A 13,013-nucleotide genomic window follows, 5' to 3' on the forward strand; every position below is an offset into this window, starting at 1 on the left:
AGAAGCCGGAGCGGAGCGGACATTCAGTCCGTGAGCACCGGAAGTCGAAAAAGCCGCGTCAGGCAACCGGCCTCATGAATTCTTCTTCGGGATTTCAGGCGCAGACGCGGTTGCGGCCTTGCCTCTTGGCCTCGTAGAGCTGGCGGTCGGCGCGGCGATAGAATTCTTCCGCCGTCTCCTTGCGGTCCCAGACGGCAAGGCCGACGCTGGTGGTGATCTTGAGCCGGACATTGCCCGAAAGAACCGACATGTTGGCGATCGCCTTGCGGATACGCTCGGCGAATTTCGACAACAATTCCGCCTCCATGTTGGGCGTGACCACGGCGAATTCCTCGCCACCCAATCGCGCCACCACGTCATGGTAGCGCGTCATGTCCTTGAGACAGCTGGCGACGGCCTTGAGTACCTCGTCGCCAACGTCGTGGCCATGTGTATCGTTGACCTGCTTGAAATGATCAAGGTCGAGGATCATCAGCCCGACGGGTTTCTCGATGCGCTTGAACTCGTCGAGATATTCCTTCAGCGCGTCGTCGAAATAGCGCCGGTTCTGCATGCCGGTCAGGCTATCTGTCAGCGCCGCATGTTCGAACGTCTCGGAGCGGGCGCTCAGTGACACGGTCATGGCGCGCAGCTTGCCTTCCTCCGTCGCCTGCCTGCGGATCAGCGGGTAGATGAAGAAGATGCCGAAGAACAGCGCGGTCGCGAGCAGCACGCCCGTCGCGAAAAGCAGCTTGTTGAGGTAGATGACCTTGTCCAGGCCGGAGGCCGTGTGCAGTTCGGTGGCAAAGGATTGCAGCAGTCCATAGGCATGCAGCGTCACCAGGCCGGCGGCCAGGATCACGAAGATAAAGACGAAAAACGCCGATTCCGCCTTGTGGAAACGCATCTGCTCCCCGATGGAAAAATGCCCATCGACCTTATGGCATGGCGGGCCTTACGGAGGGTTAATTTGGACAACCACAACGAGAACCTTTCCGTGAAGGAAAGGCTTTCTAGGTTGCATTAGCAACAAGCGTTTGGATCGTGGTTTCGATATCGTCACCAGGATGCAATCTTTGCCATTCCGGTCCTAGCTGGTGCCGAAACCAGGTCGTCTGCCGCTTGGCATATTGCCTGGTTGCGATCTTGGCGCGCTCAATCGCCTCGGGAAAACCCGATTGTCCGGCCATCGCCGCTTGCAGTTCGCGAACGCCGATCGCCTTCATCGCCGGCAATTGCGGATCGAGACGAAGCGATGCGAGTTGCCTGACTTCGTCCAGTGCGCCCTTGGCCAGCATCTGGTCGAAACGCCTTTCGATGCGTCCGACCAGCGCGGCCCGGTCCGGCTCGATGACGAAGAAGCGGGCCGTCTGTCTGTCGATGAGCGGCCGGCCCCGCGCGGCCTGCCAGTCCAGGATCGAGCGGCCGGATGCGTCGAGCACTTCGAGCGCCCGCACGATGCGCTGGCTGTCCGTTGGCTTCAACTGCATGGCTGCCCTGGAATCCTCGCGCAGCAGGATGCCATGCAGTTTGACGGCGCCTTGCTCCTTCAACTCGTAGCGCCAACGGTCGCGTACCTGCCGCGGAATGTCGGGCATTTCCGAAATGCCCTCGGCCAAGGCGCGAAAGTAAAGGCCGGTGCCGCCGACGAAGATCGGTCGCCGCGAGAGCGCGCCGTCTTCGATCAGCCTCGTCACGTCGCGCAGCCACGCCCCGGTCGAGTAGGCGGTGCCGGGATGGACATGCCCATAGAGATAATGCGGTGCCCGAGCGAGGTCCGCCGCCTCCGGCCGGGCAGTCAACACGTCGAGAACCGAATAGGCTTGCATGGAATCGGTGTTGACGATCACGCCGCCTATACGTTCGGCCAGGTCGAGCGCCAGCGCCGACTTGCCGCTGGCGGTCGGCCCGGCTATCAGGATCGCATTCTTCACGCGGCCTTCGCCCGCATCCGCACCGGAATTATCGATGCCGCTTATCGCCACGCTTGTTTCTCATCCCGCCGATCGTGCCTTGTCGCCATCGCTTGCGAATATGGCCTCACGGTCGGTGGGCGCAAGCACTGTTCGCTGGATGGCCGAAGACATTGCCTGCGATCTCGCACTGCCAGCGAATGCACAAGCCGACGAGGCGGCCGCCAATCTGCGCGCAGCGCTGGCCGCCGAGCCGATCGACGTGATCGTCCAGCAGTCGGCAACGCGCCGCAAGAAGATCCTCATCGCCGACATGGATTCGACCATGATCGACCAGGAATGCATCGACGAGCTGGCCGACGAGATCGGCGTCAAGGAGCACGTCGCGGCGATCACCGCACGATCGATGAATGGCGAGATCGCCTTCGAGCCCGCCCTGCGCGAGCGCGTGGCGTTGCTCAAGGGGCTCGATGCGGCCGTGGTCGATCTGATCGTTGCCAACCGGTTGACATTGGCCTCCGGCGGTCGCGCGCTGGTGCAGACGATGCGGGCCAACGGCGCCTGGACCGCGCTAGTCTCGGGCGGCTTCGAGGTCTTCACCTCACGCATCGCCGCCATGCTCGGCTTCCATGAAAACCGCGCCAACCGCCTGCTCGAACAGGATGGCCTCTTTGCCGGGTTGGTCGGCGAGCCGATCCTCGGCCGCGCCGCCAAGGCCGAGGCGTTGATCGAGATCACGGCGCGTCTCGGCCTCACCCCGGCCGATGCCATTGCTGTCGGCGACGGGGCCAACGATCTCGACATGATCCGCCTTGCCGGCACCGGTGTTGCGCTGCATGCCAAACCGATGGTGGCTGCACAGGCAAAGGTTCGCATCGACCATGGCGACCTGACCGCATTGCTCTATCTGCAAGGCTACGGGCAGGAAGAGTTCGTCCAATGAAACCAATGCGCACCGAGCGCCTAATCCTGCGCAACTGGGAGGATCGCGACCGGGAGCTGTTCCATCGCATCAATTCCGATGAACGCGTGATGGAGTTCTTCCCCTTCCGTCGCGGCCGCGCCGCAGCAGACGCCAAGATGGACGAACTGCGGGCCATCATCGATCGGGACGGCTATGGCTTTGCCGCCGCCGAGGTCGCTGCATCAGGTCAATGCATCGGCTTTGTCGGTATCACCGGGACCGACCATCTGCCGTTCCTTCCCGCCGGCACCGTTGAGGTCGGCCGGCGGCTGGCGCCCGAATTCTGGGGCAAGGGTTATGTCACGGAAGCTGCCGAGGCATGGCTGGCCTACGGCTTCGAAAAACTCGGCCTTGGCGAGATCGTCTCCTTCGCGGTCGAGAACAACCGCCGCTCCACTGCCGTCATGAAGCGCCTCGGCATGACCGCCGATCCCTCGGCCAACTTCGACCACCCCGGCATTCCCGACAGCCACCCGGAGCTGAAAAGGCATGTGTTCTACAGGCTGACGAGCGCGGATTGGCGGAAGAATCGTCACTGATCAATGCCTGTCAGGTGGAAATTCGTCGCCGGACTGTGGCGATCTGTCTGCGACCCGCCCCAGCATTTTCGCGAAATCGCCCGGTGACGCGTCGCCGGCACGACGACGCAGGAAGTCAGCTGCCGCTTCCATTGCCCCGACCTTTTGCGCCACAGCCGACGCAATCCATTGATTGAGCGACACGCCATCGGCCTTCGCGAGGCGCGCGGCTGCTTCCTTAACCGACTGTGGCAGTTTCAGCGGATAAGTCGCTTTGCTCATGTACGAAGTCCTTCCAAGAACTCGGCCGGGCTCACAAGCAGTACATCAAAACGGCCTGCCGCAGCTAGGAAGTCCCGGCGATTGTGAGTCACCAACGCATCGGCCCGGCCGTTGATCGCTGCTTCAAGCACCATCTCATCCTTCGGATCGTTCAATTGCGGCCGCCAGAGAAAGTGCAGCTCGACCGGCTCAGCCAGCAATGCAAAGCCGGCCAGCAAACGGCCCAGATCCGGCGCGGACAACCCGTGAGCCGCCACCTGCTCGGGTCTGGCCAGCACGGTTTCATATTCAAGAAACAGCGCTGTCGTCACTAATGGGCGAATTTGCCGATCCGCAATCAGCTGCAGGATGGCGAAAGACGCGCCATTCCTGCTTCGCAAACCTGCCGTCAAAACGTTTGTGTCCAGTACGATCCGCCTCACAAGTCAAAATAGTACATCCCATGGGATGTTACAATATGACCATCGTTAGCGATCCTCAGTCCATCCGGATCGTCACAAACCTCAGCTCACCGGTCTTGGACGCCAGCATCAACAGTGCGTTCTTGCGTCCCTGCTCCTTCAGCGCGCCGATCCGGTCCATCACATCCTTGGGCGTGGCAACCGATTCCTGTGCAATTTCGGTGATCACCTCGCCCGGCTGGATGCCGCGTTCAGCCGCGGCCGAATCCTTGGCGACATCGGTGATGACGACGCCCGAAACATCGGCGGCGATGCTGAACTTCTTGCGCGTATCGTCGTTCAATTCGCCGACGGTCATGCCGAGCACCGAGGCCGTCGAAACCGCCGGCGCCTTGTCGCCTTTGTCCTGGTCGGTGTTGCCGTTTTCGCCGCTGGCGAGCTTCTCGCTGTCCTCGAGCCGGCCAAGTGTTACCTTCACCGTTTGCTCGACACCCTTGCGCACGATCAGCACGTCGACCGCCTTGCCGACCGGGCTCTCCGCGACCACACGCGGCAGGTCGCGCATTTCGTGGATGTCCTTGCCGTCGAACTTGATGATCACGTCGCCGGCCTGGATGGTGCCGTTGTCGACCGGTCCACCCTTGATGACGCCGGCGACCAGCGCACCCTTGGCGGTCGCCATGCCGAGGCTCTCGGCAATGTCGTCGGTCACCGGCTGGATGCGCACGCCAAGCCAGCCGCGCCGCGTTTCGCCATATTGGCGCAGTTGCTCGACAACGCCCGATGCGAGCTGCGAGGGGATGGAGAAGCCGATGCCGATCGAGCCGCCGGACGGCGAAATGATCGCCGTGTTGATGCCGATGACCTCGCCGGCGCTGTTGAACAGCGGCCCGCCCGAATTGCCGCGGTTGATCGCGGCATCGGTCTGGATGAAATCGTCATAGGGGCCTGAATTGATGTCGCGGTTACGCGCCGAGACGATGCCGACCGTGACCGTGCCGCCGAGGCCGAACGGATTGCCGATCGCCATCACCCAGTCGCCGACGCGCATCTTGGTGGAATCGCCGAACTTCACCGCCGTCAGCTTGTGGCCCTTCGGATCGACCTTGAGCACCGCGACATCGGTCTTGGTGTCGGTGCCGACCAGCGTCGCCTTCAGCGTGACTCCATCGGAGAAATTGACCTCGATATCGTCGGCATCGGCGATGACATGGTTGTTGGTGACGACGATGCCCTGCTCGGCGTCGATGACGAAACCGGAGCCGAGCGACTGCACTTTCTGCGAGCCATTGTCCTTGTCACCGCCGCGGTTCTTGAAGAAATCGTCGAAGAAATCCTGGAACGGCGAGCCTTCGGGAAGCTGCGGCATCGGCACCGCGCCCGGACCTTCCGTGCCCTTCACCGTCTGCGACGTCGAGATGTTGACCACCGCGCCGAGCAGGCCTTGCGCCAGGTCGGCCACCGAAGCAGGCCCGTCGGCGGCCATTGTCGGCGTCACGAAGGCCGGAACGGCCACGGTGCCCAGAAGAAGCGCTGCCGCGCCAGCGACGAACGTGCGTCGAGCCGCGCGCAAAAGGGTGTTGGATGTCATCGAGAAGCCTCCCGGCACTTCTGAAAGAGAAAAGCGCTTCGACGGAAACGCCGTGTCGCGCCATGATGGCAAGAAATAGGGCACGTTTGCGGCTTTGGCTATTGGCAGAGTGTAAATCCCGCGTTTTTGCACCCCTAGCCGCCGCGGACCAGCCAGACGATACCGACGCCGGCGCCAATCGCCACCAGCCCGGCAATCCGCAATGCATTCTCCGGCAATGACAGCACCTCGCCCGCCAGTTTCCTGGCGAAACCGGGAAAGCCGCCATAGACCAGGCCCTCAATGACGAGGACCAGGCCTATTGCCGCGAAGAAATCCTGCACCGGCCGCTATTGGCCGGTGCTGGGCGAAGCCGCGGGTGCCGTCGCCGGGGCGGCAGGTGGTGCCGGCTGCGGAGCCGCCGGCCTTGCCGGCGCCTCCTTGCCGTCAGGGTCGCGGAAGAAACGGAAGAACTCCGAATTCGGCGACAGCACCATTGTCGTGCCGGTGTTGTCCAGCGCCGTGCCATAGGCGTTCATCGACCGGTAGAAGTCGAAGAACGCCGGATCGCGCTGATAGGCCTCCGCGAAGGTGGCGCTGCGCTGCGCCTCGCCCTCGCCGCGCAGGATTTCGGACTCCTTCTGCGCTTCCGCGATGATCTCGACCACCTCACGGTCGGCACGGGCCTTGATGCGCTGCGCCGCCTCATTGCCGCGCGCCCTCAGCCTTTCGGCCTCAGCCAGACGTTCCGCCTTCATGCGATCGAAGGTCTGCTGCGAGACTTCGGCGGTGAGGTCGGTGCGGCGGATGCGGACATCCTCGATCTGCAGGCCGAGCGAGGTGGCGTCGGGCCGTAGCTGATCGCGCACTTCGCGCATCATCACAGCGCGCTCCTCCGAAAGGGCGGCCTCGAAGTCGCGCAGACCGTAGACGCGGCGCAAGGCAGCGTCGAGACGCGTCCTCAGCCGCGCTTCGGCGAGCTCGATCTGGCCGGATACCGCGGCACGGAAGACACGCGGATCCGAGATGCGGTAGGCGATGAAGGCATCGACCTCATAGAACTTGCCGCCCGAGACCTGGACGCGGATGTTGTCGAGGTCGAAGCGCAGCACCCGATTCTCGATCAACTGCACGGTGTCGGCGTCGAAGAACGAGAACGGCGCCTTGAAGTAGATGCCGGGCTCGGTCTTGACGTCGACGATCTCGCCGAACCTCAGCACCAGCGCCTGCTGGCGCGCATTGACCACGAAGACCGACGAATAGAGCAGGAACAGGATGACCGCCGCGATGACGACGATGACGGGGAGACGGTTGGCCATCACTGGTTACCTCCCGTCGTCGCGCCAAGCGGGGTCGGAGCCGGCGCTTTCTGCTGCAATGCCGGCAGCGGCAGATAGGGGACGACCCCCTGCCCGTTGCCTTGCTCGACGATCACCTTGCCGGAGTCCTTCAGCACCTTCTCCATCGTTTCCAGGTAAAGCCGCTTGCGCGTCACGTCGGGCGCCTTGGCATATTCGTCATAGACGGAGATGAAGCGCTGGGCCTCACCTTCGGCCTCCTGCACCACCCGGTTCTTGTAGGCGGCCGCGTCTTCGCGGACCTGTGCGGCCTCGCCGCGTGCCTGGCCGAGCTTCTGGTTGGAGTACTGGTTGGCCTGCTCGACGAACTTATCCTCGTCCTGCTCGGCGCGCTGCACCTCGTCGAAGGCGTCGGCGACCTCACGCGGCGGCGCCGCGTCCTCGATCGAGATGGCGTTGACCTGAAGCCCGGCCTTGTAGCCGTCGAGCGTGGTCTGGATGATCTCACGCACCGAAGCCGCTATGCCCTGGCGGTCGTCACGGAAGATGTCCTGCGCCGGCCTGCGGCCGACGGCCTCGCGCATCGCGCTCTCGGCGACCTGCCGCAGCATGCCATCCGGGTCGGAGACGTCGAACAGATAGGCGCGGGGATCGGAGACCTGATAGGCGACCGAGAACTGCACGTTGACGATGTTCTGGTCGCCCGAAAGCATCAGCCCCGACGTGTTGCCGCTGGACGCGCCACCGCCAATGTCGACGAGCTGCTCGGAAATCTTGGCCGTTTCGACGGTTTCGAGCGGCCACCAGTGGAAATGCAGGCCGGGCTGCGACAGCTCGGCCTTCGGCTTGCCGAAGCGCAGCTCGACCGCGACCTCATCGGGCTGCACGGTGTAGACTGCCTGGAACGCCCATAGCACGACCAGCGCCGCGCCGATCAGGCCGAATATGGCCGGACTGGCGCCGCCACCGCCGGGCAGCGCACGCCGCAGCCTGTCCTGGCCACGGCGGATGATGTCCTCGAGGTCGGGAGGCGAGCCTTGCGGGCCGCTTGGCCCCTTCGGTCCCTGCCCCCAGGGTCCCTGATTGTTGCCGCCGCCGCCCCATGGGCCGCCGCCACCGCCACCTTTGTCGTTCCAGGGCATGAATGTCCTTTCGCTTGGAATTCCCTCAAGCGCCGGAATTACGGCGCAAATCCAGTCTTGTTCTTCTATAGGGACGCCACGGCATGCTTTCAACGCGATGCTCTGCTGGCATCATCGGTTTTGGGCCGGTCGCGACCCTTTGTCGTCTTTAAACGCCTTTTTTCTTTCAATGGCTCTCGCGGCGTCGCTCGTAAACCGTATAGCGCGTCGCGTGGCTGTCCTTTTCGCCGGCTGGGATCTCCTGCGAACTGACTTCGCGCCAGCGTTTCGGATCGATCGGCGGGAAATGCGCGTCGCCGTCGACAGCGGCCAGCACATGGGTGACGTGCAGCCGGTCGGCCAGCGGCAGCGCCTGCGCATAGATTTCGCCGCCGCCGATGACGCAGACCTCGTTCACCCCGCTCATGCAGCGCCCACGCACATCAGCCAGCTGGATCGCGTTCTCGAGCGTATGCGCCACCTCCACCCCGTCGGCGCGCCAAGCCTTGTCACGGGTGACAACGATGTTCAGCCTGCCCGGCAGCGGCCGGCCGATGCCTTCATAGGTCTTGCGTCCCATGATGATAGGTTTGCCTATCGTGTCTGCCTTGAAGCGCTTGAGATCGGTGGAAAGCCGCCAGGGCAGCCCCCCGTCCCGCCCGATAACGCCGTTCTCGGCGATGGCGACATAGATTGCCACGTGCATCAGTTGCCGTTCCCATTGTCGGATGGATCGAGGATAAGGATGTCGATGTCGCGCTCTGGATAGAAGTCCTCAGCCGTCATCTCGAAACTCGTCGGCCCGACCTTCCTGACATTGTCGCCGCAGAACGAGACCAGGGCTTTGGGATTGCCCTTGTCGACGGTCAGCTTGAACTTGCCGATGCTGCCGGCCGCCCAGTTGCCGCCGGTGGTCAGGATGTAGGCGATGCGGCTCTCGTAATATTTTGGATAGCCGTCGGGGTCGTTCTTGGCAGCCTTGCGCACTGCGCTCTCGAACGTGTCGTCCATGCAGTAGCGGGACTTGTAGGCGGCGTACTGTCCCTGGAACTTGCCGTCGTAGAAGAAGCTGACCGACGAGGTGCCGCCGACGCTCGGTTTGTAGCGGTGGGAAACGTGGACGTCCTTGTTGGCCGGAAAGGTCGAGCGCCACCAATAGGTCGAGCGCAATTGCCAGAACGGTGCATAATTGGGCTTCGCGCCAGCGCTGTCATCGACAGTGTCCTCGATGATGATGCCGCGGGTGACCCAGTCGTCCGCCACCGTTTGCGGCAGCTTCCCGAGCGCCGCCTTTGCCGCTTCGCCGAATGGGTTGAAAGGCACGTTCTGCGCCTTCAGGTCGGCACCGATGTCGATGCCGAGCGCGAACGCCTTCTGCTCGAGCTCAGGCTTTGCCGCCACGCCGTCGATCGTCACCTCGAAGCCAAGGAAATTGTCGCTCTGGTTTTCGGGGATCGCCGGCATCTCCTCGGGATCGCCGGAGATGTCGGGCATTGGGAAGGCGACGATCGCGTCGACGTCCTTATCGGTGTTGTTGTGGAAGACGTAATCCACGGTCACCTTTTCCGGCGAGATGAAGAGGTCCTCGCTCTGCATCGCCACGGCATCGCTGCGCGACAGCACCAGGCCGCCGGTGCCGAGTTCGGCAACGGAATCATTGGCGAACGCGGGTGCGGCCGACAAGGCCAGCACCGCCGTCAGAACATATCGCAACATGAAAGCCCCTCGGCGAGAATGTCGCGATGACCCTAGCGGTTTCAACGTGGCGTTTCAAAGCCCTTCCGCATCCGCGCCACGCCAGTCTGGACTAAAGGGTTGCGATCGGGCAGGAGTTCGCTTCATGCGCAAGCTTCTCGTCATCGGCATCGGCGCCGGCAATCCCGACCATATGACCGTGCAGGCCATAGACGGCCTCAATCGGGCCGACGTGCTGTTCATCCCCGACAAGGGTGCGAAGAAGAACGATCTTGCCGAACTGCGCCGTCACATCTGCGACCGCTTCGTCACCAACCCGAATTCACGCCGCGTGGAATTCGACGTGCCCGTGCGGGCCGAACCGGCGCCTTCCTATCGCTCGACGGTGGATGACTGGCACGAGGCAATCGCCGCCATCTATGAAGACCTGATCCGCGAAGAGATCGCCGAGGATGGTTGCGGCGCTTTCCTGATCTGGGGCGACCCCTCGCTCTACGACAGCGCGCTGCGCATCCTGGAGCGCGTGCGCCTCAGGGGCAACGTCGCCTTCGAACTGGAGGTTATTCCCGGCATCACCGCCATTCAGGCGCTCGCCGCCAGCCACGCGACAGCGCTGAATCGCATCGGCGATTCCATCCTGATCACCACCGGCCGCCGGTTGACGGAAGAAGGCATGCCGCAAAATGCCGGCAGCGCCGTCGTCATGCTTGACGGCAAATGCGCCTTCAACACGCTCGCCGACCAGGATCTTTTCATCCAATGGGGCGCTTATCTCGGCACGCCGGACGAAATCATCGTCTCCGGCCGCCTCGGCGACGTCGGCGCCGAAATCGAAAAAATCCGCGAGCAGGCCCGCGGGGAAAAGGGCTGGATCATGGATACGTACGTGCTGCGGAAGGTAGGGGAGTAGGGGAGTAAGACAGTAAGTGAACGAGACATCAGGAGCCGGAACACAAGAAAGCACACAAAAATTCGACGCGCCCGAGTTGGTCTGCCCTACTGCCCTACTGCCCTACTGCCCTACTGCCTCCTCAATCTCCGCCTGCAACGCCTCCATATGCGTCGCGGCGGCCGAAGCCGCCGCGCGTTCGATGGCGCGGAAACGGCTGACCACGGCCAGGCCCACCGCCGTCAATTGTGCGCCGCCGCCCTTGCGGCCGCCGGTCTGCGCGGCCACCAGCGGCTTGCCGAACACCCGGTTCATGTCCTCGACCAGGTCCCACGCATGCTTGTAGGACATCTCCATGCCGCGCGCGGCGGCCGAGATCGAACCGAAGGCGGCGATCTGCTCCAGCAATTCGATCTTGCCCGGCCCGATGCGCCCGTCGGGGTCGAGATTTATCCGCAAGCTCAGCGACGGCATTGTCTTCCTCCGCGATCACGCCCGCCATGTTAGAGCGTCCCTGGCCGCCTCGCTATTCCAAATCGATATAGCGCAGAGACCCGCTCGCCGTCTCAGCCGTCCGCCTCCGCGGGGAGCCCGCCCCCGGTGTTTGCCTGGTCGAAACTCACCGTCTTGATCACGGCGAAGACCTGTCCGCCGAGCCGCAGCTTCAGAACCTGCCGCGACTGTTCGGTGACCCGTGCCAGCACGGTCGCGCCGTTGCAGTCGATACCGATCTCGACCGTCGGCCCCTCGCCCGGTCTGATCGCGACGATCGTGCCGGCCAGGATGTTGAGCGCGCTGAGACCAGACGGCCGTTCGGTGGCGATCATGACGTCGCGCGCGCGGATGCGTATGCGCACCGGTGCGCCCACCGTCGCCGCCAGCTTGGGCACGCGTATCTCGCCGGCGTTCGAGCCAAGCACCGTCATGCCGAAAACCTCGTCATGCTGCAGTACGCTGGTGTCCAGCACCGCGCCGCCCTCGCCGCGCTCCTCCGCCGGCAGAAGGTCCAGCCTTTGCATGACAGCCGTGGTCGGGCCGCTGGCGGCAAGCTTGCCTCGCGCCAGCATCACCACGTCGCTCGCCAACCGTGCCACCTCGGCGACCGAATGGCTGACATAGACGATCGGGATCTTGGTCTCGTCGCGCAGGCGCTCGACATAGGGCAGGATTTCAGCCTTGCGCGCCTCGTCGAGCGAGGCCAGCGGCTCGTCCATCAGCAACAGCCGGGGGCTGGCGAGCAGCGCCCGGCCGATCGCGACGCGCTGCCTCTCGCCGCCCGAGAGCTTTGCCGGCCGCCGCGCCAGCAGCGGCTCGATGCCGAGCAATTCGACGACGGCGTCGATCTCGGCATAACGCTCCGCCGCCGGCGTGAACCAGCGGCCATAGCGCAAATTGCTCGCCACGCTCATATGCGGAAACAGACGCGCGTCCTGGAACACCATGCCGATCCGGCGCCTGTGCTTCGGCACGAAAATGCCCTTGGCCGTGTCGACCAGCACACGGCCATCGACCTCGATGCGTCCCTGGTCGGGCCGGATCAGCCCGGCAATCATATTGATCAGCGTCGTCTTGCCCGAGCCGGAGGGCCCGAACAGCGCCGTCAGCCGCCCGGCGCTCTCGAAGCGGATGTCGAGGGGGAAATCGCCGAGCCGATGGCGGATGTCGACAAGGACCGTCATTCGATGTCCATCCGCCGGCCGACGCGCCGCGCCAACACTTCCGAGGCCACCAGGGCGGCCATCGAGATGACGATCGAGATCAGCGTCAGCCGAAGCGCGCCGGCATCGCCGCCCGGCACCTGGGTGAACGTGTAGATTGCCGACGGCAGCGTCTGCGTCTCGTTCGGGATGTTGGAGACGAAGGTGATCGTCGCTCCGAACTCGCCCATCGCCTTGGCGAAGGAGAGGATGGCACCGGCGATCAGCCCGGGCAGGATCAGCGGCAAGGTGATGGTGCCGAACACCCATGGCGGGCTGGCGCCGAGCGTTCCGGCCGCCGCCTCCATCTTGCGGTCGACGGCCTCGATCGACAATCGGATCGCCCGCACCATCAGCGGAAAACCCATGACGCCGCAGGCAAGAGCCGCACCCGTCCAGCGAAAGGAAAAGACGATGCCGAAATGCTCGGCCAGGAATGCGCCGGCCGGCCCGCGCTTGCCGAAGGTCAGAAGCAGGAGATAGCCGGTCACCACGGGCGGCAGGATCAGCGGCAGATGCACCAGCCCGTTGAGCAGCGTCTTGCCCCAGAATCGGCCGCGCGCCAGGAGCAGCGCTATCGCTATGCCCGGCGGCAGGCTGGCGATCATCGCCACTGTCGCCACCTTGATGGACAGCCGGACCGCATTCCATTCGTCGGGAGTGAGGTCCAGCAGCCAGTTCATGCG

General features: G+C 63.8%; 16 protein-coding genes. 3 read left to right on the forward strand and 13 right to left on the reverse strand.

Annotated features, from left to right (window positions below; translation table 11 throughout):
- Positions 1 to 94: 94 nt before the first annotated feature.
- On the reverse strand, positions 95 to 886 hold the full coding sequence (locus FJ951_RS18330; RefSeq protein ID WP_140516501.1) for a GGDEF domain-containing protein: 792 nt from the start codon (positions 884 to 886) through the stop codon (positions 95 to 97).
- Positions 887 to 992: 106 nt separating this feature from the next.
- The gene (miaA, locus tag FJ951_RS18335) at positions 993 to 1,958 is read right to left on the reverse strand and encodes a tRNA (adenosine(37)-N6)-dimethylallyltransferase MiaA (RefSeq protein WP_140516708.1); all 966 of its coding nucleotides are present in this window, start codon (positions 1,956 to 1,958) and stop codon (positions 993 to 995) included.
- On the opposite strand from miaA, the gene serB reads away from it, so the two are divergent.
- Positions 1,948 to 2,835: a phosphoserine phosphatase SerB gene (gene serB, locus FJ951_RS18340; RefSeq protein ID WP_140516503.1), complete on the forward strand. Its 888-nt coding sequence runs from the start codon at positions 1,948 to 1,950 to the stop codon at positions 2,833 to 2,835. The genes miaA and serB overlap by 11 nt on opposite strands.
- The gene (locus FJ951_RS18345; protein WP_140516505.1) at positions 2,832 to 3,395 is read left to right on the forward strand and encodes a GNAT family N-acetyltransferase; all 564 of its coding nucleotides are present in this window, start codon (positions 2,832 to 2,834) and stop codon (positions 3,393 to 3,395) included. Before serB ends, FJ951_RS18345 begins: the two co-directional genes overlap by 4 nt.
- Here FJ951_RS18345 and FJ951_RS18350 read toward each other — a convergent pair whose 3' ends face one another.
- The 8 genes from FJ951_RS18350 to FJ951_RS18385 all read right to left on the reverse strand — a co-directional run bounded on the left by FJ951_RS18350 (position 3,396) and on the right by FJ951_RS18385 (position 9,762).
- Positions 3,396 to 3,656 carry a toxin-antitoxin system HicB family antitoxin gene (locus FJ951_RS18350; protein ID WP_140495345.1) on the reverse strand — a complete coding sequence of 87 codons (261 nt, stop codon included), beginning with the start codon at positions 3,654 to 3,656 and terminating at the stop codon, positions 3,396 to 3,398. It abuts the gene before it with no gap.
- On the reverse strand, positions 3,653 to 4,078 hold the full coding sequence (locus FJ951_RS18355; protein ID WP_140495343.1) for a putative toxin-antitoxin system toxin component, PIN family: 426 nt from the start codon (positions 4,076 to 4,078) through the stop codon (positions 3,653 to 3,655). The genes FJ951_RS18350 and FJ951_RS18355 overlap by 4 nt, the downstream gene beginning before the upstream one ends.
- Before the next feature lie 55 nt (positions 4,079 to 4,133).
- Entirely contained in the window at positions 4,134 to 5,648 is a 1,515-nt protein-coding gene (locus FJ951_RS18360) for a DegQ family serine endoprotease (RefSeq protein ID WP_140495341.1), read from the reverse strand.
- Between the two features lie 134 nt (positions 5,649 to 5,782).
- Positions 5,783 to 5,971 (reverse strand): DUF2065 domain-containing protein, encoded by a 189-nt coding sequence (locus FJ951_RS18365; RefSeq protein ID WP_140516507.1) that lies wholly within the window; start codon positions 5,969 to 5,971, stop codon positions 5,783 to 5,785.
- A 6-nt stretch (positions 5,972 to 5,977) separates the two neighbouring features.
- A complete protein-coding gene (locus FJ951_RS18370) occupies positions 5,978 to 6,946 on the reverse strand; it encodes a protease modulator HflC (protein WP_140516509.1) in 969 nt (322 codons plus the stop codon).
- Positions 6,946 to 8,067, reverse strand: a complete 1,122-nt coding sequence (gene hflK / locus FJ951_RS18375; protein WP_140516511.1) for an FtsH protease activity modulator HflK — start codon at positions 8,065 to 8,067, stop codon at positions 6,946 to 6,948. The genes FJ951_RS18370 and hflK overlap by 1 nt, the downstream gene beginning before the upstream one ends.
- A 166-nt stretch (positions 8,068 to 8,233) precedes the next feature.
- A complete protein-coding gene (locus FJ951_RS18380) occupies positions 8,234 to 8,752 on the reverse strand; it encodes a dihydrofolate reductase (protein WP_140516513.1) in 519 nt (172 codons plus the stop codon).
- The gene (locus FJ951_RS18385) at positions 8,752 to 9,762 is read right to left on the reverse strand and encodes a DUF4424 domain-containing protein (RefSeq protein WP_140516515.1); all 1,011 of its coding nucleotides are present in this window, start codon (positions 9,760 to 9,762) and stop codon (positions 8,752 to 8,754) included. Before FJ951_RS18385 ends, FJ951_RS18380 begins: the two co-directional genes overlap by 1 nt.
- Before the next feature lie 124 nt (positions 9,763 to 9,886).
- On the opposite strand from FJ951_RS18385, the gene cobF reads away from it, so the two are divergent.
- Positions 9,887 to 10,651: a precorrin-6A synthase (deacetylating) gene (gene cobF / locus FJ951_RS18390; RefSeq protein WP_140516517.1), complete on the forward strand. Its 765-nt coding sequence runs from the start codon at positions 9,887 to 9,889 to the stop codon at positions 10,649 to 10,651.
- Between the two features lie 102 nt (positions 10,652 to 10,753).
- Here cobF and FJ951_RS18395 read toward each other — a convergent pair whose 3' ends face one another.
- The 3 genes from FJ951_RS18395 to modB form a co-directional block, all read right to left on the reverse strand.
- The gene (locus FJ951_RS18395; protein WP_140516519.1) at positions 10,754 to 11,104 is read right to left on the reverse strand and encodes a winged helix-turn-helix domain-containing protein; all 351 of its coding nucleotides are present in this window, start codon (positions 11,102 to 11,104) and stop codon (positions 10,754 to 10,756) included.
- 92 nt (positions 11,105 to 11,196) lie between these two features.
- Positions 11,197 to 12,309: a molybdenum ABC transporter ATP-binding protein gene (gene modC, locus FJ951_RS18400; protein ID WP_140516521.1), complete on the reverse strand. Its 1,113-nt coding sequence runs from the start codon at positions 12,307 to 12,309 to the stop codon at positions 11,197 to 11,199.
- Positions 12,306 to 13,010, reverse strand: a complete 705-nt coding sequence (gene modB / locus FJ951_RS18405) for a molybdate ABC transporter permease subunit (RefSeq protein ID WP_140495324.1) — start codon at positions 13,008 to 13,010, stop codon at positions 12,306 to 12,308. Before modB ends, modC begins: the two co-directional genes overlap by 4 nt.
- Positions 13,011 to 13,013 lie beyond the last annotated feature (3 nt).

It is taken from the genome of Mesorhizobium sp. B2-2-3, from assembly GCF_006442405.1.
Lineage (GTDB): Bacteria > Pseudomonadota > Alphaproteobacteria > Rhizobiales > Rhizobiaceae > Mesorhizobium.

Excerpts from the sequence above, each read along its gene's own strand:
- FJ951_RS18385 (WP_140516515.1), bottom strand. The coding sequence starts at position 9,762 with ATGTTGCGATATGTTCTGACGGCGGTGCTGGCCTTGTCGGCCGCACCC.
- modC (WP_140516521.1), bottom strand. The coding sequence starts at position 12,309 with ATGACGGTCCTTGTCGACATCCGCCATCGGCTCGGCGATTTCCCCCTC.
- cobF (WP_140516517.1), top strand. The coding sequence starts at position 9,887 with ATGCGCAAGCTTCTCGTCATCGGCATCGGCGCCGGCAATCCCGACCAT.
- hflK (WP_140516511.1), bottom strand. The coding sequence starts at position 8,067 with ATGCCCTGGAACGACAAAGGTGGCGGTGGCGGCGGCCCATGGGGCGGC.
- modB (WP_140495324.1), bottom strand. The coding sequence starts at position 13,010 with ATGAACTGGCTGCTGGACCTCACTCCCGACGAATGGAATGCGGTCCGG.
- FJ951_RS18345 (WP_140516505.1), top strand. The coding sequence starts at position 2,832 with ATGAAACCAATGCGCACCGAGCGCCTAATCCTGCGCAACTGGGAGGAT.
- FJ951_RS18330 (WP_140516501.1), bottom strand. The coding sequence starts at position 886 with ATGCGTTTCCACAAGGCGGAATCGGCGTTTTTCGTCTTTATCTTCGTG.
- FJ951_RS18380 (WP_140516513.1), bottom strand. The coding sequence starts at position 8,752 with ATGCACGTGGCAATCTATGTCGCCATCGCCGAGAACGGCGTTATCGGG.
- FJ951_RS18395 (WP_140516519.1), bottom strand. The coding sequence starts at position 11,104 with ATGCCGTCGCTGAGCTTGCGGATAAATCTCGACCCCGACGGGCGCATC.
- FJ951_RS18370 (WP_140516509.1), bottom strand. The coding sequence starts at position 6,946 with ATGGCCAACCGTCTCCCCGTCATCGTCGTCATCGCGGCGGTCATCCTG.
- FJ951_RS18350 (WP_140495345.1), bottom strand. The coding sequence starts at position 3,656 with ATGAGCAAAGCGACTTATCCGCTGAAACTGCCACAGTCGGTTAAGGAA.
- serB (WP_140516503.1), top strand. The coding sequence starts at position 1,948 with ATGCCGCTTATCGCCACGCTTGTTTCTCATCCCGCCGATCGTGCCTTG.
- FJ951_RS18360 (WP_140495341.1), bottom strand. The coding sequence starts at position 5,648 with ATGACATCCAACACCCTTTTGCGCGCGGCTCGACGCACGTTCGTCGCT.